At 63.8% G+C, this 23362-nt stretch carries 17 protein-coding genes; 8 read left to right on the top strand and 9 right to left on the bottom strand.

Annotated elements, in window-relative coordinates:
* The first annotated feature begins 183 nt into the window (after positions 1-183).
* A complete protein-coding gene (locus NKI64_RS23730; RefSeq protein ID WP_023667574.1) occupies positions 184-555 on the top strand; it encodes a response regulator in 372 nt (123 codons plus the stop codon).
* 31 nt (positions 556-586) lie between these two features.
* Complete coding sequence (locus NKI64_RS23735; protein WP_023688311.1) at positions 587-1960, top strand: PleD family two-component system response regulator; 1374 nt, start codon at positions 587-589, stop codon at positions 1958-1960.
* A gap of 409 nt (positions 1961-2369) precedes the next feature.
* Here the strand turns inward: NKI64_RS23735 and rpmG are convergent, their stop codons facing one another.
* The 8 genes from rpmG to NKI64_RS23775 form a co-directional block, all read right to left on the bottom strand.
* The gene (gene rpmG, locus NKI64_RS23740; protein WP_006201775.1) at positions 2370-2537 is read right to left on the bottom strand and encodes a 50S ribosomal protein L33; all 168 of its coding nucleotides are present in this window, start codon (positions 2535-2537) and stop codon (positions 2370-2372) included.
* A 418-nt stretch (positions 2538-2955) separates the two neighbouring features.
* The gene (locus NKI64_RS23745) at positions 2956-3411 is read right to left on the bottom strand and encodes a YqfO family protein (RefSeq protein WP_023695428.1); all 456 of its coding nucleotides are present in this window, start codon (positions 3409-3411) and stop codon (positions 2956-2958) included.
* A 116-nt stretch (positions 3412-3527) separates the two neighbouring features.
* Positions 3528-4703, bottom strand: coding sequence for an MFS transporter (locus tag NKI64_RS23750; protein WP_352670420.1), 1176 nt, complete (start codon positions 4701-4703; stop codon positions 3528-3530).
* Between the two features lie 79 nt (positions 4704-4782).
* On the bottom strand, positions 4783-5523 hold the full coding sequence (locus tag NKI64_RS23755; RefSeq protein ID WP_023710624.1) for an NUDIX hydrolase: 741 nt from the start codon (positions 5521-5523) through the stop codon (positions 4783-4785).
* Positions 5524-5610: 87 nt separating this feature from the next.
* The gene (locus NKI64_RS23760) at positions 5611-6063 is read right to left on the bottom strand and encodes a DUF983 domain-containing protein (protein ID WP_031194788.1); all 453 of its coding nucleotides are present in this window, start codon (positions 6061-6063) and stop codon (positions 5611-5613) included.
* Complete coding sequence (rnr, locus tag NKI64_RS23765) at positions 6063-8369, bottom strand: ribonuclease R (protein ID WP_023744817.1); 2307 nt, start codon at positions 8367-8369, stop codon at positions 6063-6065. The genes NKI64_RS23760 and rnr overlap by 1 nt, the downstream gene beginning before the upstream one ends.
* Before the next feature lie 4 nt (positions 8370-8373).
* On the bottom strand, positions 8374-11037 hold the full coding sequence (topA, locus tag NKI64_RS23770) for a type I DNA topoisomerase (RefSeq protein ID WP_023695425.1): 2664 nt from the start codon (positions 11035-11037) through the stop codon (positions 8374-8376).
* A gap of 318 nt (positions 11038-11355) precedes the next feature.
* Positions 11356-11733, bottom strand: coding sequence for a COG4315 family predicted lipoprotein (locus NKI64_RS23775; RefSeq protein WP_023748538.1), 378 nt, complete (start codon positions 11731-11733; stop codon positions 11356-11358).
* Between the two features lie 218 nt (positions 11734-11951).
* Here NKI64_RS23775 and NKI64_RS23780 point away from each other — a divergent pair, with 218 nt between their 5' ends.
* From NKI64_RS23780 to NKI64_RS23795, 4 genes are all read left to right on the top strand, one after another.
* Complete coding sequence (locus NKI64_RS23780) at positions 11952-12701, top strand: cytochrome c biogenesis CcdA family protein (RefSeq protein ID WP_023748539.1); 750 nt, start codon at positions 11952-11954, stop codon at positions 12699-12701.
* Between the two features lie 123 nt (positions 12702-12824).
* Complete coding sequence (gene glmU / locus NKI64_RS23785; protein WP_352670426.1) at positions 12825-14198, top strand: bifunctional UDP-N-acetylglucosamine diphosphorylase/glucosamine-1-phosphate N-acetyltransferase GlmU; 1374 nt, start codon at positions 12825-12827, stop codon at positions 14196-14198.
* A gap of 193 nt (positions 14199-14391) precedes the next feature.
* The gene (gene glmS / locus NKI64_RS23790; RefSeq protein ID WP_352444069.1) at positions 14392-16215 is read left to right on the top strand and encodes a glutamine--fructose-6-phosphate transaminase (isomerizing); all 1824 of its coding nucleotides are present in this window, start codon (positions 14392-14394) and stop codon (positions 16213-16215) included.
* Between the two features lie 92 nt (positions 16216-16307).
* Positions 16308-17078, top strand: a complete 771-nt coding sequence (locus NKI64_RS23795) for a DUF502 domain-containing protein (RefSeq protein WP_031193123.1) — start codon at positions 16308-16310, stop codon at positions 17076-17078.
* On the opposite strand, the gene recG is transcribed toward NKI64_RS23795, so the two are convergent.
* Complete coding sequence (recG, locus tag NKI64_RS23800; protein WP_027050382.1) at positions 17030-19138, bottom strand: ATP-dependent DNA helicase RecG; 2109 nt, start codon at positions 19136-19138, stop codon at positions 17030-17032. The two genes, NKI64_RS23795 and recG, sit on opposite strands and share 49 nt — an antisense overlap.
* A 314-nt stretch (positions 19139-19452) precedes the next feature.
* On the opposite strand from recG, the gene NKI64_RS23805 reads away from it, so the two are divergent.
* Both NKI64_RS23805 and mfd read left to right on the top strand, forming a co-directional pair.
* Complete coding sequence (locus tag NKI64_RS23805; RefSeq protein WP_023681561.1) at positions 19453-19740, top strand: FAD assembly factor SdhE; 288 nt, start codon at positions 19453-19455, stop codon at positions 19738-19740.
* A gap of 10 nt (positions 19741-19750) precedes the next feature.
* Positions 19751-23248, top strand: coding sequence for a transcription-repair coupling factor (gene mfd / locus NKI64_RS23810; RefSeq protein ID WP_027050383.1), 3498 nt, complete (start codon positions 19751-19753; stop codon positions 23246-23248).
* Positions 23249-23362 lie beyond the last annotated feature (114 nt).

Here is a 23362-nt window from a genome sequence, read left to right on the forward strand (position 1 = left end):
CTGCGGCAAGCCACAGCCCCGATCCAATGTGGTTTTCGAGGTGGAATCCGAATGGCTTTTGCCGCTTCGGGTTTGCATTTCGTCAATCATATTGCCTTAAGAGTGAGCGAGGGTTTGGTGTGCTTCGACAAAGGCGCATAGCGGCAGGGCTTCGGGCAGAAGCCTGGCCGGGACGGGAAATCGATGCCTAAGAAGGTCATGATCGTCGAGGACAACGAGCTCAATATGAAGCTCTTTCGCGACCTCATCGAAGCCAGCGGTTATGAAACGGTGCGCACGCGCAACGGGCTCGAGGCGCTCGATCTGGCGCGCCAGCACAGGCCCGACCTGATCCTGATGGACATCCAGCTGCCCGAAGTGTCGGGGCTGGAAGTGACGAAATGGCTGAAGGAGGACGACGACCTCCATTCCATTCCGGTCATCGCCGTCACCGCCTTCGCCATGAAGGGCGACGAGGAACGCATTCGCCAGGGCGGTTGCGAGGCCTACATCTCCAAGCCGATCTCGGTGCCGCGTTTCATCGAGACCATCAAATCCTATCTCGGTGATGCCTGATGCCTGATGCCTTCAGCCGGAGCCTTGTGACATGACCGCGCGGATCCTCGTCGTCGACGACATCCCTGCCAATGTCAAACTTCTCGAGGTTCGGCTGCTGGCCGAATATTTCGAGGTGTTGACGGCCTCCAACGGGCCGGACGCGATCGAGGCCTGCGAAAACGGCAAGGTCGATGTCGTGCTGCTCGACGTGATGATGCCCGGCATGGACGGGTTCGAGGTCTGCAAGCGGCTGAAAAGCGATCCGGCGACCGCGCATATACCGGTGGTCATGGTGACCGCGCTGGGCCATGTTGCCGACCGGGTGCGCGGCCTCGAGGCAGGCGCCGACGACTTTCTCACCAAGCCGGTCAACGATCTGCAACTGATGACGCGGGTGAAGAGCCTGGTCAGGCTGAAGTCGCTGACCGACGAGCTGCGGCTGCGCGCATCGACCACCCGCAACATCGGCATCGAGGCGCTGTTGAGCCGCAGCTTCGCGTCGGAGGACGCCACGCCGAAGGTGCTGTTGATCGACGAGCGCAAATCGTCGGTTGAGCGCATCCAGAACATGCTGCGCGGCAGCGCCGAGCTCGACATTGCCACCGATCCGCATGCCGGCTTCTTCCAGGCCGCCGAGGCGCCCTATGAGTGCGTGCTGATCTCGACCGGTTTTACCGATTTCGATCCGCTGCGGTTGTGTTCGCAATTGCGTTCGCTCGACCGCACCCGCTTCCTGCCGATCATCCTGATTGCCGACGAAGGCGAGGAGGGCCGCATCATCAGAGGCCTCGAACTCGGCATCAACGACTATCTGATGCGGCCGATCGACCAGCAGGAGCTGACGGCGCGGCTGCGCACGCAGGTGCGCCGCAAGCGCTACAATGACCAGCTGCGCGCCAGCGTCACCCAGACCATAGAGATGGCGGTGACCGACGCATTGACCGGGCTGCACAACCGCCGCTACCTCGACAGCCATTTGCAGACGCTGTTCGACCGCGCCGTGGCGCGGCGGCGGCCTCTGTCTGTGATGATCACCGATCTGGACCGCTTCAAGACCGTCAATGACTCGCATGGCCATGATGGCGGCGACGATGTGCTGCGCGAGTTCGCAAGGCGGCTGCGCAAGAACGTCAGGGGCATCGACCTTGCCTGCCGCTTCGGCGGCGAGGAATTCGTCGTTGTGATGCCGGACACGGACGGCGCGGTGGCGGAGAAGGTTGCCGAGCGCATTCGCGCCGAAATCGCCCAGCTGCCCTTTGCCATCGGCCCTGAAGGCAAGGCGATCGAAGTCACGGTCAGCGTCGGCGTGTCATCGGTTCTGAAGGGCGCGGACACGGTCGCGGCGTTGATGAAACGTGCCGACGTGGCGCTCTACGAAGCCAAAAGTGGCGGCCGCAACCGGGTCGTCGCCAAGGCAGCGTAGGCTAGACCACCGATTATCCAGTCAATCGGACAGGGTTAGGAATTTACCTTAATCCAAGCGATTCGGCAGGCTTGGTTAAGAAACTATTGATTTTCAAACATTGTTGCGCAAATGTGCGGTGCAAGAACAAGGGCGATGCGGGCACGAGGGTAGACAGCCGCATCGCTTCGCCGAATACCCCATGATGCTCAGGTCCGCCGCATCTCCTGGGTCCGTGGGGTCGGCCGGCCGGCGCTGGCACATAGTGGCCTCCTCGTACCGCTGCCATACGCCGACCGGCCCCCTTTTTTGCCAAAAAATGAGATGAGCACTTCGCGCCAAACAGCGGAGGGTTCTGGCTTTTCGGGGCCTTGAATCAAAAACGCCGCCCGAAGGGGCGGCGCTTTTGACAGAGCGTATGAAAACCAGATTACTTGATCTTGGTTTCCTTGAACTCGACATGCTTCTTGGCGACCGGGTCGTATTTGCGGAACGACAGCTTGTCGGTCTTGGTACGGCTGTTCTTGCTGGTCACGTAGAAGAAACCGGTGTCGGCGGTCGACAGAAGCTTGATCTTGATGTTTGCGGCTTTGGCCATTGTATCAGTCCGTTATGTTCGTGGGGTTTTGGCCGCTGGAGCGGGGGAAAACACCCGGACGCGGGAAACTTGGCGCGACACATAAAGAACGTGCCCGGAAAGTCAAGCCCGACGCCTTGCCTGTGTCGTAAGCACATGAGTTGTCCGGATTAGGAGCACATGAGTTGTCCGGTTTTATCATCGGCCCGATGGAGGCTGAGGATGAGACGGACAGCATGGCTATAGGCCGGCGAATGCCGGGACGCTGCGAAGCGGCGGGGTTCGGCAGGGTGGATTGGTCACCCCGACCAACTCTTCGCAGGCTCAGGGCGTTCGAATCTCGACAACCAAGCAATTGGCTTTTCGTCCGCTTCGGACCGCTTCTCACCTCACAACGGAGAAGGTAAAGCCGCTGCTTCCCCTCAGCGGGGCCGGATTTCTAGGCTTCTTCCTTAACTGGAAGCGCTTTCTTCCAGTCCCCAGTGGTGTTCCACCAGCGATTCGGATTGGCGCGGTCGTCCAGGCCCTTGGAGCGGCTGGCGAGGATCGGCTGGATGCGGATCACCGGCTCCTGGTAGGAATGCGCCTGGAAAATCGCCTCGACGACGCGGGCGGCGAGCGACTGGTCGTCGGGCAACTCGAACGAGACCTCGACGGTGCCGGGGCGGCGGCGCAGTTCGGTTTCGACGCCGGCGGCTGCACCTTCCAGCGGTCGGTAGCGTTCGATGCCGTGCGCCGTTTGATAGGCGTTGCGGTCGTATTTGCCCATTGCCAGCGGCGCGATTGCGACCACGGCGTCCATGATGCGGTCGACATCGGCTGCCGGGGCCTGGAAGCTGACAAGCAGCAGAAGCGTCATGCGCAGAGATGTGGTTTCAAAGCCGCTGTCGATCATCGCCGTATCCTCAAACTCGGGTTTTTTGGGACACCCTTTTAGCTGAGGTCTCCTGACACGGTTCTGTCAGCAGCGGCGACATCCCGTCAGGATTGCGCAGGCTGGCGACGGACAGGCTACCAGATCTTGCGGACCAGCCTGGCGCTGACCAAGGCGATATAGGCGGCAAAGAACAGGCCGAGCGACCAGCCGAAGCCGGAGGGCCCGAAGGCATCCATGCCGATGCCGATCGCCTGCGGGCCAAGCACCATGCCGACGCCGTAGCAGAGTACGAAGGCGGCGTTGGCCGAGGCCAGTTCATGGCCGGAGAGCTGCGAGCCCAGATGGGCAAGGCCGATCGTGTACATGGCGGCCACCACGCCGCCCCAGACGAACAGAAGCGCCGCCATCAGGTGCCAATTGCCGGCGAAGAACGGCATGAAGATGGTGCCGGCAAGTCCGACGGTGGCACAGGCCAACAGCAGATAGCGGCGGTCTGAGACGCGGTCGCTGATCATGCCGATAGGGATCTGCATCAGCACGTTGCCGAGGCCGATCATGGTGAGCAGGAGGGCTGCATCCGCCTCGGAATAGCCGATGCGGTTGCCATAGACGGGGAACAGCGCAAAGCCGCCGGTCTCGACGGCGCCGAACACCAGCACGGCGGCGGTCGCTGTCGGCACCAGCCAGATATAGCGCAGGAAGTTGCTGGTTTCGCCGTCAACCACGATTGTGGGACTTTCATTCCGTGCGGCCAGCACCGGGATTGCGGCCAGCGCGACCAGGACGATGATGACGCCAAACGGCAAGAAGCCGGTGCTGCCGATATGGGCGAAGATCCATGGCCCGGCGGCGAAGCCGAGCGACAGCACGGTGGCGTAGATGCCGAGCACCAGGCCGCGCCGGCGCGGCGGCGCCGAGGTGCTGATCCAGAATTCCGACAGGATGAACAGCACCGTCAGCGCGATGTGCAGCACGACGCGTAGTGGGAACCACATCCAGAAGTCCGGCGCGAAGTGGAAGCCGACAAAGGCGAGCGCGCCGGCGGCGATCATGGCGATCATCGTCCAGGCGACGCCGAAGCGCATCGCCAGCGGCGTGGCCAGCGGGGCGCCGGCGATCGAGGCAAGGCCGGCGACCGCGGTGTTGAGGCCGATCATCGATGCCGAGTGGCCGCGGCTCTCGAGAATAACGCTGAGCAGCGGCATGCCGAGGCCTATGGCGATGCCGACGACGCTGATCGACGAGATCGCGGCGATCATCGGTAGCCAATGTACGCGCTCGTCGCCCTCTTGCTGGGTATCGACCGTCATGTGATGCCTGAATACTCTGTCTGTTTGATATTGCGTAATTCCGGACGGAAAACCGCGTCACACTTTTCCTGGAATTGCTCTAAAGAATTTCGCGAACGAAGCGGTTGCGGATAAGCCGGTAGAACGGCACGGACCCACCGGGTCGCAGGCGCGGATCGCCGGCAAGCCGCGTCTCCAGCTCCTGCAAGATCGTTCGGGTGATGTCGGGGATATCGGCCTCTCTGGCCTTGGCAAGCGGCAGCCAGACCAGTTCTTCCAGCTCATTGGTCGGGCCGCCACCCGGCAGTTCCACGGCGACATCGCTGCGCCAGGCGCTGAAGAAGCGGGTGTCGAAACGACGCACGCGATTGGGCGGGGTGATGGCGCGGGCGATGAAGCGCAGCGGCGCCAGCGAAGGCTGGACGCCGTGCTCGACAAAGCCCTGCCAGTCGCGCTTGTCGGTTGCGAACGAGCCTTTGCGGCCGATGAGCAGGCCGGCTTCCTCATAAGTCTCGCGGATGGCCGAGAGCGCGATGGCACGGGCCCGCGACGGGCTGATGCGGCCGACGCCGGCGGTCAGCCTGGCTTCTTCCTCCGGGAGCAATGGGGTGGCAACGGCTATGCGGCTGTCGGCCGAATCGGTGCGGCCGCCGGGAAAGACGAACTTGCCGGGCATGAAGGCGTGGCCTGCATGGCGCCGGCCCATCAGCACCAGAATCTCGTCGCCCTCGCGGTCGAGCAGGATCAGGGTGGCGGCATCGCGCGGGCGTATGGGCAGGCCGCTGTGGGCGGCTGCGCCACGGTCCATCCTGCTGACTTCCGCCTTGGTCATACCTTCCATGCGCAGGACCTAGCGGAAACTTCTGGCAAACGAAAGTGGCCTTTCACGGTCGGCATGTTGCGCCAGGCGACATTGCCCTGACGCAAACTAGGTTCCGGGATGCGGCTCGGTGCCGTCTTTTTCGCCGCCGAAGCCGTGCATATAGAGCGCCCATTGCAGTCCGATGACGGCGCCCTTGACCGGTTGCAGCAGAGCGACCGACAGCACGATGGTCAACGGCACCCAAATGGCGATGTGCTGCCACATGGAGAGCGTCGAGGTCGCCTCAACGCCCATGAAGGCGCCGAGAACGATGTGGCCGACAATGACGATGACGAGATAAGCGGGCAGGTCGTCGGCGCGGTGGTGGTGGAACTCCTCACCGCACACGGCGCATTTGTCGACACTTTTGGTGAAGCCGGCGAACAACCTGCCTTCGCCGCAATGCGGGCAGCGGCCAAGGGCGCCGCGCTTCATCGCCGTCCACAGCGGGCGGGCGACTCGGCCCGAATGATGTTCGCCGCCGAAAACCTGCTTCTGGATTCCCATTTCGCTTGCCATTATCGTCTCCTGCCGCGCGACCCCGGGCGCGATTGCGACGCGCGGGCGCGGCCTTTTGCCTTGTGAAACGACCGTTTGGAGCCGGGCAGGGGCTTCGGGTCGGTCAGCATCTCGAAACGCATCGCGCCGGCCATAGGCGCCACCTCGATCAGGCGAACCTCGACGCGGTCGGCAAGCTGATAGCCCTTGCCGGTGCGTTCTCCGAACAGCGATCGCGCGGTTTCGTCATATATATAGTAATCGCCATCCAGACTTGACACCGGGATGAAGCCATCTGCGCCAAACTGCGGCAATTGGACAAATAGTCCCGATTTGGTGACGCCCGAAATGCGGGCGTCGAACCGGTCGTCGATGCGCTCGGCGAGGTAGGCAGCGATCAGCCGGTCGACGGTGTCGCGCTCGGCCGCCATGGCGCGGCGCTCGGTGCCGGAGATCAGCACCGCGACGTCTTCCAGCCGCGTCTCTTCGTCCTGCGTCAGCCCGCCAGGGCCGAGCCCAAGTGCGGCAATCAGCCCGCGATGCACGATCAGATCGGCATAGCGGCGGATCGGCGAGGTGAAATGCGCGTAGCGCTTCAGGTTGAGGCCGAAATGGCCGATGTTCTTGGGCGAATATTCGGCCTGACTCTGCGAGCGCAGCACCACTTCGTTGACCAGCCCCTCATTGTCGGCGCCGCGCACGCGCTCGAGAATGCCGTTGAACTGGGCGGGCCGCATCTGCGCGCCACGCGCCAGCGACAGGCCGAGCGTCTGCAGGAACTCGCGCAGCGATTCCTGCTTGGCCAGCGACGGCGCATCGTGGACGCGGTAGACCAGCGCCTGCTTCTTCGCTTCCAGCGTTTCGGCGGCGGCGACATTGGCCTGGATCATGAATTCTTCGATCAGCTTGTGGGCGTCGAGCCGCTCCGGGACGACGACGCGGTCGACGGTGCCGTCCGGCTTGAGCAGGATCTTGCGCTCGGGCAGATCAAGCTCGAGTGGCTGGCGGCCATCGCGGCCGCGCTTGAGGATGGCGTAGGCGTCCCACAGCGGCTTCAGCACCGTATCGAGGATCGGGCCGGTCTTGTCGTCAGGAAGGCCGTCTATCGCGGCCTGGGCCTGCGGATAGGCGAGCTTTGCCGCCGATTTCATCATGACGCGGTGGAAGGTGTGACGCAGCTTGCGGCCATCGGCGGCAAAAATCATGCGCACGGCAAGCGCGGGACGGTCCTGGCCTTCGCGCAGCGAGCACAGGTCGTTGGAGATGCGCTCTGGCAGCATCGGCACGACGCGGTCGGGGAAATAGACAGAATTGCCGCGTTTCAGCGCCTCGCGATCGAGTGCGGTGCCATAGCGGACATAGGCTGCAACATCGGCGATCGCCACCGTGGCGATCACGCCGCCGGGGTTCTTCTCGTCGAGGTCGGGCGTGGCGAAGACGGCGTCGTCATGGTCCTTGGCGTCGGCCGGGTCGATGGTCACCAGCGGCAGGTCGCGCCAGTCCTCGCGGTGAGCAAGCGTCGCCGGTTTTACCGCCTCGGATTCGGCGATGACGTCGGCCGGGAAGATATGCGGAATGTCGTGCGCGTGGATGGCGATCATCGAGACCGCCTTTTCGCTGGTCAGCGAGCCCAGCACCGCCACCACTTTTGCGCGCGGCAAACCATACCGGGAGGCCCGCGCGGGCTCGACCTCGACAAGGTCGCCGTTCCTGGCGCCGTTCTGGAATTCCTTGTCGACGATCAGTTCGGGCTGGCGACGTTCCACCGGCTCGATGCGGAAGGTGCCGTCCTGAAGGATACGAAAGACGCCCAGCACGGCATCTGTCCGCTTCTCGAAAATCTTCATTACGCGGCCCGTATAGGCGGGCCCGGTCGCATCGTCGGTCGGGAAGGTCTTGGCCAGCACACGGTCGCCGATGCCCGGCTGCGGGCCATTGCCGCCGCGCGAGACGCGGATCGAGACGACGGGCGGTTCGCCGGTGCCTACGGGCTCGGCAGGATGCGCCAGCAGGATGCCGTCGCCATCGCGGCCAAAAATGTCGAGTACGGCGACATGCGACAAGGCGCCGACACGGGCCAGCCGTTTGCGCTCCTTGGTCAGGATGCCTTCGTCCTGCAGGTCGCGCAGAATGTCCTTCAGCCAGATGCGGTCGTCGCCGCGCAAGGCAAACGCCTTGGCGATGTCGCGTTTTCCCGCGCGGTCGGGGTTCTCGGCGATGTAGCGCAGGATTTCGTCACGCGAGGGCCTGTAGTCGTCCTTGACCTTGGCCCTCGTGTCGGCGGTGCGCGGATCGCCGTGGCTTCTACCGGTGATCCTGCGCGCCACGCTGCTATCCCTTTTTCTTCGCCGCCGGCTTCTTGGTCGCCGACTTCTTGGCTGTGGTTTTCTTGCCAGTGGTTGTTTTGGCAGTGGTTTTCTTGGCTGTGGGGGCCTTGGCGGCTGCCGCCTTGCGGAACGGCTTCTTGCCGCCGCCCTTGGCTTCCTTCTCGGCGATCAGCGCCAGCGCGTCCTCGACGGTCACCGACTGCGGATCCTTGCCCTTGGGCAGTGTCGCGTTGACCTTGCCGTAGTTGACATAGGGCCCATATTTGCCATCGCGCACGACGATCTTGCCCCCGCCATCGGGATGGTCGCCGAGTTCCTTCAGCGCCGCCGCAGTGCCGCCATTGCGGCCGCCCTTGCCCTTCAGCTGCTTCTCGGCGATCACGGTGACAGCGCGGTTGAGGCCGATCGAGAACACATCCTCTATGCTGTCGACATTGGCATAGATGCCATCATGCAAAACGAATGGACCATAGCGGCCAAGCCCGGCGGAGATCATCTTGCCGGATTCAGGGTGCTTGCCGATATCGCGCGGCAGCGACAGCAGCGCCAAGGCCTTTTCATGGTCGATCGAGTCGGGCGTCCAGCCCTTGGGCAGGCTGGAGCGCTTGGCTTCCTTGCCGTCGCCGCGCTGGATATAAGGACCGAAGCGGCCTGAGCGCAGCGTGATTTCCTCTGCCGTGTAGGGGTCCTTGCCGAGGACCTTGGTGCCGTCCTCGCCGCCGCCATTCTCGCCATTCGGGTTGGCGGCATCGCCGAGTTGGCGGGTAAAGGAACATTCCGGATAGTTGGAGCAGCCGACGAAGGCGCCGAACTTGCCGAGTTTCAGCGACAGATTGCCGGAGCCGCATTTTGGGCAGATGCGGGGATTCGAGCCATCCTCCCGCGCGGGGAACACCAGCGGCGCCAGTTCCTCGTTCAGCGCGTCGAGCACGTCAGTGACGCGCAGTTCCTTGATGTCGGCGACGGCGCCGGAAAAATCTTTCCAGAAGTCACGAAGCACGTCCTTCCAGGCGAGCTTGCCGTCGGAAATCTCGTCAAGCTTTTCCTCGAGTGAGGCCGTGAAGTCATATTCGACATAGCGCTCGAAGAAGCTTTCGAGGAAAGCCGACAGCAGCCGGCCCTTGGCCTGCGGCACCAGCCGGCGCTTGTCGATGGTGACGTAGTCACGGTCTTCCAACGTCTTCAGGATCGCGGTGTAGGTCGACGGACGGCCGATGCCGAGCTCTTCCAGCTTCTTGATCAGCGACGCCTCGGAGTAGCGCGGCGGCGGCTCGGTGGTGTGCTGGGTGGCATTGATCGCCTGACGGGCCAGCTGCTCGCCGGCACGGATCTCGGGCAGACGACGGTTTTCCTCGTCTTCGGCGTCGTCGTCCTTCTGGTCGGTGTAGGCGGCGATGAAGCCGTCGAAGCGAACGACGGAACCGACGGCGCGAAGCTCCGCGGTGCGAGCGCCATTGACCGCCTCGATTTCGACCGTGGTACGCTCGATCTCGGCCGACTGCATCTGGCTGGCGATGGCGCGCTTCCAGATCAATTCGTAAAGCCGCAGCTGGTCGGAATCGAGATATTGCCTGACCGAAGCCGGCGTGCGCATGAAATCGGTCGGGCGGACCGCCTCGTGCGCTTCCTGGGCATTCTTGGCCTTGGCTGTGTACTGGCGCGGCTTTTCCGGGAGGTATCTTGGGCCGAATTCCTTGGCGATGGTGTCGCGGGCGGCGTCGATCGCCTCCGGCGCCATCTGCACGCCGTCGGTTCGCATATAGGTGATCAGGCCGGTAGTCTCGCCGCCGATCTCCATACCTTCATAGAGGCGCTGCGCCACCTGCATGGTGCGCGTCGCCGAAAAGCCGAGGCCGGACGATGCCGCCTGCTGCAGCGTCGAAGTGGTGAAGGGCGGGCCAGGATTGCGCCTTGTCGGTTTGGCTTCCACCGATAGAGCCTTGAAGGTCGCGCCTTCGAGCATGCCCTTGATATCGTCGGCCTGCGCCTTGCTGGCGATGTCGAGCTTCTGCAGCTTCTTGCGCTCGAACGCGGTCAGCCGCGCCTCGAAGCTGTCGTTACGTGGCGTGCCGAGGAGGGCAGCGATCTGCCAGTATTCCTCGCGGATGAAGCGCTCGATCTCGGATTCGCGGTCGCAGACCAGGCGCAGCGCCACCGACTGGACGCGGCCGGCCGAACGGGCGCCCGGCAATTTGCGCCACAGCACCGGCGACAGCGTGAAGCCGACGAGATAATCGAGTGCGCGGCGAGCCAGATAGGCATCGACCAATGGTGCATCGATCTGGCGCGGATTGGCCATCGCTTCCAGCACCGACGACTTGGTTATGGCATTGAAGACGACGCGGCTGACCGGCTTGTCCTTCAACACGCGCTTCTGCTTGAGCACCTCCAGCACGTGCCAGGAAATGGCTTCGCCCTCGCGATCCGGATCGGTGGCGAGGATCAGGCCATCGGCATCCTTGACCGCGTTGGCGATGTCGGTGAGACGCTTTCCGGAAGCGGTGTCGACCGCCCAGGACATGGCGAAATCCTCGTCGGGACGCACCGAACCATCCTTGGCCGGCAGATCGCGGACATGGCCGAACGAGGCCAGAACCTTGAAGTTCTTGCCGAGATACTTGTTGATTGTCTTTGCCTTGGCCGGCGATTCGACGACGACGACGTCCATGAGGTCTCATATCAGCTGTGGGGGCGGCAGAAGAATTCCGCTGCGTGACGCATTCAATTGGTCGCTCACATGGCCGCGCTTTTGCGATCGGTCAAGGGCAAGCGGCCAAAATGCGGAGGCGTGTGCCGCAATACACTCTTAGAGTGTATGGAGAAGATCACAAAATTTTTTGTCTGGGAGGGTTCGTGTTTCGAGCCACCGGGAAAGGTGCCGCGACCAGTTCGTGCTGCCCGTAAATGCCGAACTGGCCGCCGGGTCGCTTGGAGCCGGCGGCCAGCCGAGTCCCGCCGATGGGGTGCGGGATAGAGGTTCGGACGATCAGTCGGCCTTGACGATGTGCCAGACTTCGCCGACGCCGTCGCCGGTGACGTCACCGGCCTTCTTGTCCTTGATGAAGGTGTAGACCGGCTTGCCGTCATAGGCCCACATCTTGGTGCCGTCGGTGCGGTCGACGATGGTCCATTCGTCGTCCGCCTTGGCGCCGTCCTCGGCCTTCAGCGGCGGCCAGTTGGTGGCGCATTTGTCATAGCAGTTGGTCTTGCCCTTCTCGTCCTTGTCATAGGTATAGAGCGTCATGCCGTTGGCATCGGTGTAGATCTTGGTGCCAGCGACTTCCGCTTCCTTCCACGCTTCGGCGGCGAAGGATGCGGCGGTGCTGAGCAGAAGGGCGGCCAGGCCGACGGTGATCGTTTTCATGGAAATCTCCCTGGTGATCCGACGAAGCGCGCAGAAACCGCGGCTTCGCTCTGTGAACGTTCGGCGAGGGACATTTCTTCCCCGGCTTGGTCAACTTGGGATTGGCCGACAACAATTCGTCCGGCCGGATCGTATCTGTAGCCAAATTCCACACGATGGTGATTGGCGAACACGATTTTGCGTCGCTATATCGGCGCCAAGGAATCTGGAGTTCTGGAATGCCATTGGACATCGGCTATGTCAGCGCGGTCGGAGCGGGGGCGATCTCGTTCCTGTCGCCTTGCGTGCTGCCGCTGGTGCCGCCCTATCTCTGCTACATGGCCGGCGTGTCGGTCGACGACTTTCGCGGTGGCGGTGCCGGCGTCACGGCCAAGGCCGGCGCCCGCGGCGCGCTCATCTATTCCTCGCTCGCCTTCGTACTCGGTTTCTCCACCGTGTTCGTGGCGCTTGGCGCCGGCGCCTCGACCATCGGCCACTGGCTGCGCGTCTGGCAGGAGCCGCTGGCGATGGCGGCCGGGGTGCTGATCGTCCTGATGGGGCTGAATTTCCTCGGCATCCTGCGCATACCACTTCTGTCGCGCGAGGCGCGCTTTCAGTCGCAGGGCAAGCCTGCCAGCATGGTCGCCGCCTATGTCATGGGGCTGGCCTTCGCCTTTGGCTGGACGCCGTGCATCGGCCCGGTGCTGGGGCCGATCCTGACCTTGGCCGGCGGCCGCGAGACGGTGGGCGAGGGCGCTCTTCTGCTTGCCGCCTATTCGCTTGGCCTCGGCATTCCGTTCCTGATTGCTGCCCTGTTCTCCGGCGCCTTCATGCGCTTCCTGGGCAGGTTCCGCGTCCATCTCGGCCGCGTCGAAAAGGCGATCGGCGCGCTGCTGGTTATCGCCGGCGTGTTCTTCCTCACCGGTGGCGTGCAGACGGTGTCCTATTGGCTGCTGGAGACATTTCCGGTGCTGGGCCGGCTGGGGTAGAGATCCGCTGATCGAGAGTGAACTGCCTCATCACCTCACCGGAATTTAACCGCATTGGTGCAGCATGACGCCAGATGCTACCACTCTCCGATTCCTGATCCCTTTTCAGATGGTTGTCCTTCCATGAGCCAGAGATCCTGTCTGTCCGTCATCCTCGCCGCCGGCGAAGGCACGCGCATGAAGAGCGCTCTGCCCAAGGTGCTGCACCAGATCGCCGGGCTGCCGATGGTCGCCCATGTTGTGAAGGCGGCCGGGGCCGCCGGTGCTGCCAGCCAGGCGCTGGTGATCGGCCATGGCGCCGATGATATGCGCAAGGCGGCGGCGAAATTCGCGCCCAAGGCCGAGACCTTCGTGCAGGAGAAGCGGCTCGGCACTGCGCATGCCGTGCGGGCTGCGCGCGATGCGATATCAAAGGGTTATGACGATATTCTCGTGATGTTCGGCGACACGCCGCTGATCGATGCTGAAGCCCTGGTGACCGCGCGGCAAAAGCTTGCCGATGGCGCGGCCGTCGTGGTGATCGGTTTCCGTCCGCCCAGCCCGGCCGGCTATGGCCGGCTGATCGAAAAAGGTGGCAAGCTCACCGCCATCCGCGAGGAGAAGGACTGCTCCGCCGAGGAAAAGAAGATCGGCTTCTGCAATGCCGGCATGATGGCGGTGGCCGGCGCTCATGCGCTCGAACTGCTCGACAAGGTCGGCAACAAGAACGCCAAGGGCGAGTACTATCTCACCGACATCGTCGAGATCGCCAGTGCGAAAGGGCTCGATGTCGTCGCCACCGAAACGAGCTTCGAGAGCGCGCTCGGCATCAACAACAGGGCCGAGCTGGCGCAGGCGGAAGGCATCTGGCAACAGCGTCGTCGGGACGAGGCGATGCTGTCGGGCGTAACGCTGATTGCGCCGGACACCGTGTATTTCTCGCACGATACCGAAATCGGCGCCGACACCATCGTCGAGCCCAATGTCTGGTTCGGCCCGGGCGTGAAAATCGCCGGCGGCGCCAAGATCCACGCCTTCAGCCACATCGAAGGCGCGACCGTCGCTGCCAATTGCGACGTCGGTCCGTTCGCACGGCTCAGGCCAGGCGCCGATCTCCGCGAGAAAGCCAAGGTCGGCAATTTCTGCGAGGTCAAGCAGGCGGTCATCGAGGAGGGCGCCAAGGTCAATCATCTGACTTATATCGGCGATGCCCGTGTGGGCGCGGGGGCCAATATCGGCGCCGGCACCATTACCTGCAACTATGACGGCTACTCGAAGTTTTTCACCGACATCGGCGAGGGCGCCTTCATCGGTTCGAACTCGTCGCTGGTGGCGCCGGTTACGATCGGCAAGGGCGGCTACATCGCCTCGGGTAGCGTCATAACCGAAAGCGTGCCGGACGATGCGCTGGCCTTCGGCCGCGCCCGCCAGAAGACCATTCCCGGCAAGGGCAAGGAATTGCGCGAGCGCTTCGCGTCTGCCGCAGCGGCGAAGAAAAAGGCCGGCACCGGCCATTAACCGCCGAAGCAATTGAACAACCGAGGAATTGCGGTAACCGGATTGCAAGAGCGGTGTGTCATGGTGCATCGGGTTGAGAAGCGTTCCGTTACAGCAGACGAAACGCAAAGTGACTTTCGCGGCGGGCCGGCAATCCCTAGATAGCGCTGGTTTTCCATCGGACTGGTTTTCCAGGTGAATCGGGGGCAGGCGCATGTGCGGTATCGTCGGAATTGTCGGCCAGAGCCAAGTCGCGCCGCTCATCGTCGATGCTTTGAAGCGGCTGGAATATCGCGGCTATGACTCGGCCGGTGTCGCCACGATCGAGCATGGCCGGCTTGGCCGCCGCCGCGCCGAAGGCAAGCTGATCAACCTCGAACGCCGGCTGAAGGACGAGCCGCTCGATGGCACGATCGGCATCGGCCACACGCGCTGGGCCACACATGGCGTGCCCAACGAGACCAACGCCCATCCGCATTTCTCCGACGGCGTCGCCATCGTTCACAACGGCATCATCGAGAATTTCGCCGAGTTGCGCGATGAGCTGATCCGCGACGGCTATTCCTTCTCGTCGCAGACCGATACCGAGGTCGTAGCGCATCTGGTGGCGCGGCAGCTTGCCAAAGGGCTGAAGCCGATCGAGGCGGCGCACCAGGCGCTGAAGCGGCTGGAAGGCGCCTTTGCTCTGGCCATCATGTTCACCGGCGACGAGGATCTCATCGTCGGCGCCCGCAATGGCCCGCCGCTGGCCGTCGGCCATGGCGATGGCGAGATGTTTCTGGGCTCCGACGCCATCGCGCTGGCGCCGTTCACCAATTCCATCACCTATCTCGAAGACGGCGACTGGGCGGTGGTGCGCCGCGATGGCGTCACCATCTTCGACATCGACGGCAAAGAGGTTGCCCGCAAGCGCCAGCAATCACTGTCGACCAGCTTCATGGTCGACAAGGGCAACCGCCGCCATTTCATGGAAAAGGAAATCCATGAACAGCCCGAAGTGATCTCGCATACGCTGGCGCACTATGTCGATTTCGTCTCTGGCGTGTCGAAGCCGCTGGAACTGCCGTTCGACTTCGCTAAGATCGGCCGGCTGGCGATCTCGGCCTGCGGCACCGCCTATCTCGCGGGGTTGATCAGCAAATACTGGTTCGAGCGCTATGCGCGGCTGCCGGTCGACATCGATGTCGCCTCGGAATTCCGCTATCGCGAAATGCCGTTATCGGCTGATGATGCTGCCTTCTTCATCTCGCAGTCCGGCGAAACCGCCGACACGCTGGCCTCGCTGCGCTATTGCCGCAAGGCGGGCATGAAGATCGGCGCCATCGTCAATGTGCGCGAATCGACCATGGCGCGCGAATCCGACGTCGTGCTGCCGACGTTGGCCGGGCCGGAGATCGGCGTCGCCTCGACCAAGGCTTTCACCTGCCAGCTTTCGGTGCTGGCCTCGCTGGCGGTGCGTGCGGGTGTGGCCCGCGGCACGATCTCGAAGGACGAGGAAAAGACGCTGGTGCGCGCTCTTTCGGAGGCGCCTCGCTACGCCAACCAGGTGCTCAAGCTCGAGGAGCAGATCGAGCGCATCGCGCGCGAAATCTCGCGCTACAAGGACGTGCTCTATCTCGGCCGCGACACCAATTTCCCGCTCGCCATGGAAGGCGCGCTGAAACTCAAGGAAATCTCCTACATCCATGCCGAGGGTTATGCCGCGGGCGAACTGAAGCATGGCCCGATCGCACTGATCGACGAAAACATGCCGGTCATCGTCATCGCGCCGCATGACCGCATCTTCGAAAAGACTGTGTCGAACATGCAGGAGGTGGCGGCGCGCGGCGGCAAGATCATCCTGATCACCGACGCCAAGGGCGCGGCTCAGGTGAGCTTGAAGACGATGGAGACGATCATCCTGCCTGACGTGCCGGAAATCATCTCGCCGATCATCTATGCGCTGCCGATCCAGATGCTGGCCTACTACGCCGCCGTGTTCATGGGGACGGACGTCGACCAGCCGCGCAATCTGGCGAAATCGGTGACCGTGGAGTAGTCGGCGCTCATCGGGGGTCTAAAAAACTTCGCAGTTCCAAAGCGCCGTCCGCTTCACTAGTGTGGCGCTGCAACCCGCATCCCCGGTGAACCATGTCCGATGCTCCCAGAACTTCCGGCATGACCCGGCTGAGGAACTATTTCCTCACAGGCTTTATCGTCTGCGCGCCGCTGGCGATCACCGCCTATATCGCCTGGTCGTTCGTCGGCTGGGTCGATTCCTGGGTGAAGCCGTACATTCCGGCGCGCTACAGCCCCGACACCTATTTGCCGTTTCCGGTGCCCGGCTTCGGCCTGATCGTGGCGCTCGTGCTGATCACGCTGATCGGCTTCATGACCGCCAACATCGTCGGTCGCGCCATCGTCAATTTCGGCGAACGGCTGCTTGGCCGTATGCCGCTGGTGCGCGGCATCTACGGTTCGCTGAAGCAGATTTTCCAGACGGTGCTATCGAACAAGGGCGATATGTTCCGCCAGGTCGGGCTGGTCGAATATCCGCGAAAAGGCGTCTGGTCGCTGGTCTTCGTCGCCAGCGAGAAGGAAACCGAGATCAACCAGAAGCTCGACCATGCAGGCGACCCGATGATCGCCGTGTTCATGCCGTGCACGCCGAACCCTACCACCGGTTTCCTGATGTACGTGCCGAAATCCGACATCGTGCTGCTCGACATGACGATCGAGGACGGCGCCAGGCTGATCGTCTCGGCCGGGCTGGTGGCGCCCGAAGTCAAGCCGAAAATGGTGACGATGAACGGCCAGCCGATCGACGGAGATCTCGCCAACCCGCCGCTTGGCGGGCTGATCGCCGAGGGCGCTCAGCCGGCGCGCAAGAGCCGTACGGCCTCGTCGCGGCCGAACAAATAGAGCAGCAGGCGCAGCGCCTCGCCGCGCTCAGACTGTAGTTCCGGGTCGCGCGACAGGATCAGCCTTGCATCGTCGCGGGCTGCTTCGAGCAAGTCGGCGTGCACCTCGATGCGCGCCACCTGGAAGCCCGGCGTGCCGGACTGGCGGGTGCCGAGCAATTCGCCTTCGCCGCGCAGCTTCAGATCCTCTTCGGCGATCAGGAAACCGTCCTCGGTCTCGCGCATCACCGACAGCCGGCGCTTTGCCGTCTCGCCGAGCGGGTCCTTGTAAAGCAGCACGCAGGAAGAAGGCTTGTCGCCGCGCCCGACGCGGCCGCGCAGCTGGTGCAGTTGCGCCAGGCCAAAACGCTCGGCATGCTCGATGACCATGATCGTGGCGTCCGGCACGTCGACGCCGACCTCGATAACGGTGGTGGCGATCAGGATGCGGGTTTCGCCGGCCTTGAAGGCGCGCATCGCCTCGTCCTTTTCGGCACCCTTCATGCGGCCGTGGACGAGGCCGATGCGATCGCCGAACAAGGGCTGCAGCGAGGCAAAACGGTCCTCGGCCGACATCAGCTTGATCTCTTCGGATTCCTCGACCAGCGGGCAGATCCAGTAGATCTTCTGGCCGTCGGCAACCGCGTCCAGCATGCGACCGACCAACTCGTCCAGCCGTTCCAGTGGCAGCGTGACGGTGCGGATCGGCTGGCGGCCGATCGGTTTTTCCGTCAGCTTGGAGACGTCCATGTCGCCGAAGGCGGTCAGCACCAGAGTGCGCGGGATCGGCGTCGCCGTCATCACCAGCATGTCGGGGGCGTCGCCCTTGGCGGTGATGGCAAGCCGCTGGTGGACGCCGAAGCGGTGTTGCTCGTCGACCACGGCAAAGACGAGGTCGTGATAGGTCACCGTTTCCTGGAACAGCGCATGGGTGCCGACGACGATGTCGATCTCGCCGCTGGCGAGACCTGATAGCGTTTCAGTGCGTTCGCGGCCCTTTTCGCGGCCGGTCAGGATAGCGACGCGCAGGCCGGCCTGTTCGGCCAAAGGCGTGATCGTCGCCAGATGCTGGCGCGCCAGGATCTCGGTCGGCGCCATCAATGCCGCCTGGCCACCGGCCTCGACTGCGCGCCCCATGGCCAGCAGCGCCACCACCGTCTTGCCGGAGCCGACATCGCCTTGCAGCAGGCGCAGCATGCGCTCGGGGTCGGCCAGATCGGCATTGATTTCGGCAAGCGCGAATTCCTGGCTGCCGGTCAATGAATAGGGCAGGGCTGCGCGCAGTTTCTCAACGATGCGACCGTCGCCGATGAGCGGCCGGCCCGACAGGCGGCGCACTTTTGCCCGCACCAATGCCAGCGAGACCTGGCCGGCGAGAAGCTCGTCATAGGCAAGGCGGCGCCATGCCACCCCCTCGATGGCGACATCGATCGGGTCCGCGGGATAGTGGATGCGGGCGAGCGCGTCGGCGAAGGCGGGGAAAGTCTGCTTGCGCATGAAGGCGCCGTCCTGCCATTCCGACAATTCCGGCAGCCGGCCGAGCGCCTGGCCGATGGCGCGGCGCAGCACCTTGCCCGACAGGCCGGCGGTCAGCGGATAGACCGGTTCGACCAGCGGCAGTGTTTCCGCCTCGCTCACCAGGGCGATATGGTCGGGATGGACCATGGTCGGGCGGCCGTTGAACCACTCCATGCGGCCGGAGACGACGACATGCTCGCCCACCGGCATCGCCTTTTCGAGATAGGCGGCATGGGCGTGGAAGAAGATCAGGCCGATCTCGCCGGTGTCGTCATGGGCATAGACGCGGTAAGGCACCGACCGGTTGCCGCGCGGCGGCGGCTGGTGGCGGTCGATGCGCACGTCGAGCGTGACGATGGCGCCGGCCGGCGCAAGCGCGATGCCGGGACGATTGCGGCGGTCTATGACGGTGTGCGGCAGAACGAACAACAGGTCGCCGGCGCGCGCCGGCCGTTCGCCGAGATCGGCCGCCACCACCTTCTCGATCAGAGCGCCAACCTTGGGGCCGACGCCGGCAAGCGAAGTGATCGGGACGAAGAGAGGGTCGAGGAGGGAGGGGCGCATGGCTTCACTCTCCCCCCTGTGGGGAGGGTCGATCCTCGAAGCGGAGCGGGATGGGGGTAGGTGCGCGGCTAACTTTCGAGGAAGTCGGTAGGTCAGCGCCGCACCCCCACCCCGTCTCACTCGCTTCGCTTTGCGAAGCGTGCTCGCCGACCCTCCCCACAAGGGGGAGGGTGAAGTGCGGGCGGTGTCCGGCACCAGCGTTGTCAGGAGTGTTCTTCACACCAGGGATGTTTAGCCGCCCACCCGTGCGTTGCAAGGCTGACACCGCCCTCTATCCACGCTATATGCGCCGCACCAAGCAAGGATGCGGCACGATGACCGGGACGAAACGATCAAGCGAGGGGCTGGATATCAGGCGCCGCAAGCTGTTGTTCCGCTCCTGGCATCGCGGGATGCGCGAGATGGACCTTATCCTCGGTACGTTTGCCGACAACGAGATCGGCGCCTTGACCGGCGATGAAATCGACCAATATGAAAGGCTCCTCGACATCCCCGACACCGAATTCCTGCCCATGGTCACCGGCGAACGCCCGGTTCCCAGGAATATCGACTGTGCCGTCCTGCAAAAGATCCTGGCATCGCGCCGGACCATGACATTTTAAACGTGCAACCATGAGCCTCATTCCCAAAATCGGTCTGCCGAAAGGCCGTGCCGGCCAGTTCATCGTCGACGGCGTTGCCGATGGCTACGAAGCCTTTGCGCTGGTGCAGGCGATCCATGAGATTGCGCCTGACAAACCGGTGCTGTTCGTGGCGCGCGACGGCCAGCGCCTGCCGTCGATCATCGAGGCGCTGACCTTTGCCGCCCCCGGCCTGCCGGTGCTGGAGTTGCCGGCCTGGGATTGCCTGCCCTATGACCGCGTTTCGCCAGGCTCCGATGCCGCCGCCAAGCGGCTCGACGCCCTGACGGCAATGATCGCGCTGGCAAAAAAGCCGCATCGCGCGGTCATCCTGACCACTGCCAATGCGCTGCTGCAGCGCATTCCGCCGGCCGATCTGGTCGAAGCGCAGACTTTCCACGCAAAGCCCGGCAACCAAATCGACATGAACGCGCTGGTGTCCCGGCTGGAGATTTCCGGCTTCGAGCGAGTGCCGACGGTGCGCGGTATCGGCGAATTCGCCGTGCGCGGCGGCATCCTCGACCTCTACGCACCCGGCTGGACGGAAGCACTGCGGCTCGATTTCTTCGGCGACACGCTGGAATCGATCCGCGTCTTCGACGCCGCCACGCAGCGCACCACCGGCCAGCGCAAGTCGATGGCGCTGCAGGCGATGAGTGAAGTGGCGCTGACCCCCGAAACCATCAGCCGCTTCCGCCGCTCCTATATCGAAGCCTTTGGCGCGCCGCAGCGCGACGACGGCCTTTATGCGGCGGTGAGCGAAGGGCGGCGCTTTGCCGGCATGGAGCACTGGCTGCCGCTGTTCTACGAGCGGCTGGAGACAGTGTTTGATTATCTGCCGGATGCGCCTGTCATCTTCGACCATCTGGCGCACGAAGCGCTGGCTGAGCGTCACACGCTAATCCTCGACCACTACGAAGCGCGCCGCAAACAGGCCGACGCCGCGTTGAAGGACGCCGTGCCCTACAAGCCGGTGGCGCCGGACCTGCTCTATCTCTCACCGGAAAACCTCGTGGCGTCGCTCGGACCGCGCGAAGCCATCGACTTCACCGCCTTCGACGCGCCCGATGTCGGGGCCAAGAAGGTCTTCCATGGCGGCTCGCGCCATGGCCGCAGCTTTGCCGAGGAACGGGCTGACCCAAACATCAACGTCTTCGATGTCGTCGTAAAACACATCGCTGACGAGCGCGCGGCGCGCCGCCGGGTCATCGTCGCCGGCTGGACCGAAGGCTCGCTCGACCGGTTGGGCCAGATCCTGGCCGAGCACCATCTCGGCAATCTCGTGCCGGTGGCGACGCTGGCCGAGGCGGAAAAGCTCGAGCCGGGGCAGGCGGTACTCGCCGTGCTGCCGCTGGAATCCGGCTTCGAGACCGAACAGCTGGTCGTCGTCGCCGAGCAGGACATTCTGGGCGACCGGCTGATCCGCCGCTCGAAGCGCAAGAAGCGCGCGTCGGATTTCATCGCCGAGGCCTCGTCGCTGTCGGCCGGCGACATCGTCGTCCACGCCGATCACGGCATTGGCCGCTTCATCGGCCTGCGCACCATCGAGGCGGTCGGCGCGCCGCATGACTGCCTGGAAATCCACTATGCCGGCGACGACCGGCTGTTCCTGCCGGTGGAAAACATCGAGCTTCTGTCGCGCTACGGCTCTGACACAGCCGAGGCGACGCTGGACAAGCTCGGCGGCGGCGCCTGGCAGTCGCGCAAGGCGCGGCTGAAGAAGCGCCTGCTCGACATGGCCGGACAGTTGATCCGCATTGCCGCCGAGCGCCAGATGCGTACCGCGCCGCCCATGGTGCCGGCGGAAGGGCTTTACGGCGAATTCTCGGCGCGCTTTCCCTATGAGGAGACCGACGACCAGCAGGGCGCGATCGATGCCGTCGTGGACGATCTCGGCGCCGGCAAGCCGATGGACCGGCTGATCTGCGGCGATGTCGGCTTCGGCAAGACCGAAGTGGCGTTGCGCGCCGCCTTCATCGCGGCGATGGAAGGGTTCCAGGTCGCGGTCGTGGTGCCGACGACGCTGTTGTCGCGCCAGCATTTCAAGACTTTTTCGCAGCGCTTCTCCGGCCTGCCGATCCGCGTCGGCCAGGCCTCGCGGCTGGTCGGCGCCAAGGAACTGGCGGAAACCAAGAAAGCCATCGCCGAGGGGCAGGTCGACATCGTCATCGGCACCCATGCACTGCTCGGGTCGGCGATCTCGTTCAAGAATCTCGGCCTGCTGATCATCGACGAGGAGCAGCATTTTGGCGTCAAGCACAAGGAACGGCTGAAGGACCTCAAGACCGACGTCCACGTGCTGACGCTGTCGGCGACGCCGATCCCGCGCACGCTGCAGCTTGCCTTGACCGGCGTGCGCGAACTGTCGCTGATCGCCACGCCGCCGGTCGACCGCATGGCGGTGCGCACCTTCATCTCGCCTTTCGACCCGCTGGTCATCCGCGAGACGCTGCTGCGCGAACGCTACCGCGGCGGCCATTCCTTCTATGTCGTTCCGCGCATCAGCGATCTCGCCGAAATCCATGATTTCCTGCGCGAATCCGTCCCCGAGCTGAAGGTGGCGGTGGCCCATGGCCAGATGCCGCCGGGCGAACTCGACGACATCATGAACGCCTTCTATGACGGCCAGTACGACGTGCTGTTGTCGACCACCATCGTCGAATCCGGGCTCGACATTCCGACCGCCAACACGCTGATCATCCATCGCGCCGATATGTTCGGCCTGTCGCAGCTCTACCAGCTGCGCGGCCGCGTCGGCCGTTCCAAGGTGCGGGCATATGCGTTGTTCACGCTGCCGGCCAATCGCAAGCTCACCGACACCGCCGAGCGCCGGCTGAAGGTGCTGCAATCGCTGGACACGCTTGGCGCCGGCTTCCAGCTCGCCAGCCACGACCTCGACATCAGGGGCGCCGGCAATCTACTCGGCGAAGAACAATCCGGACACATCAAGGAGGTCGGCTTTGAGCTCTACCAGCAGATGCTGGAGGAGGCGGTGGCCGAGGTGAAGGATTCCGGTGAGGTGCAGGATGGCGGCTGGTCGCCGCAGATCGCGGTGGGCACGGCGGTCATGATCCCGGAAAGCTATGTGCCGGACCTGCAGCTCAGGCTGGCGCTCTACCGCCGCCTTGGCGATCTCGAAAGCACCGAGGAGATCGATGCTTTCGGCGCCGAGCTGATCGACCGCTTCGGCCCGCTGCCGGAGGAAGTGAAGCATCTGCTCAAGATCGTCTTCATCAAGGCACTCTGCCGGAGGGCCAATGTCGAAAAGCTCGATGCCGGCCCCAAGGGCGTCGTCATCCACTTCCGCAAGCGCGAGTTTTCGAACCCGGTCGGGCTGGTCAAGTACATCGGCGAACAGGGCTCGCTGGCCAAGATCAGGGCCGACCACAGCGTGGTCTTCATCCGCGACTGGCCGACGGCGGAAAAGCGCCTGGCGGGCTCGGCTGTCGTCATGACGCAGTTGGCGCGGCTGGTGGAGAAGGCCGCATAGCCCGCCGGCTACCATTCGCCAGCGCTTGAATTCCGGTCTAGAATAGGAAATCGGCTTCGTGTATGGAGCCGCCATCCCCATATGGGGCGGGAATGGCGGGCAAAAGCCTGCTGG

Origin of the sequence: Mesorhizobium sp. M0478 (assembly GCF_040321305.1) — a bacterium.
Lineage (GTDB): Bacteria > Pseudomonadota > Alphaproteobacteria > Rhizobiales > Rhizobiaceae > Mesorhizobium.

Bases quoted from the DNA above. Each gene is read 5' to 3' on its own strand.
- rpmG (WP_006201775.1), bottom strand. From the start codon at position 2,537: ATGGCCAAAGCCGCAAACATCAAGATCAAGCTTCTGTCGACCGCCGAC.
- NKI64_RS23795 (WP_031193123.1), top strand. From the start codon at position 16,308: ATGTCCGATGCTCCCAGAACTTCCGGCATGACCCGGCTGAGGAACTAT.
- glmU (WP_352670426.1), top strand. From the start codon at position 12,825: ATGAGCCAGAGATCCTGTCTGTCCGTCATCCTCGCCGCCGGCGAAGGC.
- glmS (WP_352444069.1), top strand. From the start codon at position 14,392: ATGTGCGGTATCGTCGGAATTGTCGGCCAGAGCCAAGTCGCGCCGCTC.
- NKI64_RS23750 (WP_352670420.1), bottom strand. From the start codon at position 4,703: ATGACGGTCGATACCCAGCAAGAGGGCGACGAGCGCGTACATTGGCTA.
- NKI64_RS23735 (WP_023688311.1), top strand. From the start codon at position 587: ATGACCGCGCGGATCCTCGTCGTCGACGACATCCCTGCCAATGTCAAA.
- NKI64_RS23760 (WP_031194788.1), bottom strand. From the start codon at position 6,063: ATGGCAAGCGAAATGGGAATCCAGAAGCAGGTTTTCGGCGGCGAACAT.
- topA (WP_023695425.1), bottom strand. From the start codon at position 11,037: ATGGACGTCGTCGTCGTCGAATCGCCGGCCAAGGCAAAGACAATCAAC.
- NKI64_RS23745 (WP_023695428.1), bottom strand. From the start codon at position 3,411: ATGATCGACAGCGGCTTTGAAACCACATCTCTGCGCATGACGCTTCTG.
- NKI64_RS23755 (WP_023710624.1), bottom strand. From the start codon at position 5,523: ATGGAAGGTATGACCAAGGCGGAAGTCAGCAGGATGGACCGTGGCGCA.
- NKI64_RS23730 (WP_023667574.1), top strand. From the start codon at position 184: ATGCCTAAGAAGGTCATGATCGTCGAGGACAACGAGCTCAATATGAAG.
- NKI64_RS23805 (WP_023681561.1), top strand. From the start codon at position 19,453: ATGACCGGGACGAAACGATCAAGCGAGGGGCTGGATATCAGGCGCCGC.
- NKI64_RS23775 (WP_023748538.1), bottom strand. From the start codon at position 11,733: ATGAAAACGATCACCGTCGGCCTGGCCGCCCTTCTGCTCAGCACCGCC.
- mfd (WP_027050383.1), top strand. From the start codon at position 19,751: ATGAGCCTCATTCCCAAAATCGGTCTGCCGAAAGGCCGTGCCGGCCAG.
- recG (WP_027050382.1), bottom strand. From the start codon at position 19,138: ATGCGCCCCTCCCTCCTCGACCCTCTCTTCGTCCCGATCACTTCGCTT.
- NKI64_RS23780 (WP_023748539.1), top strand. From the start codon at position 11,952: ATGCCATTGGACATCGGCTATGTCAGCGCGGTCGGAGCGGGGGCGATC.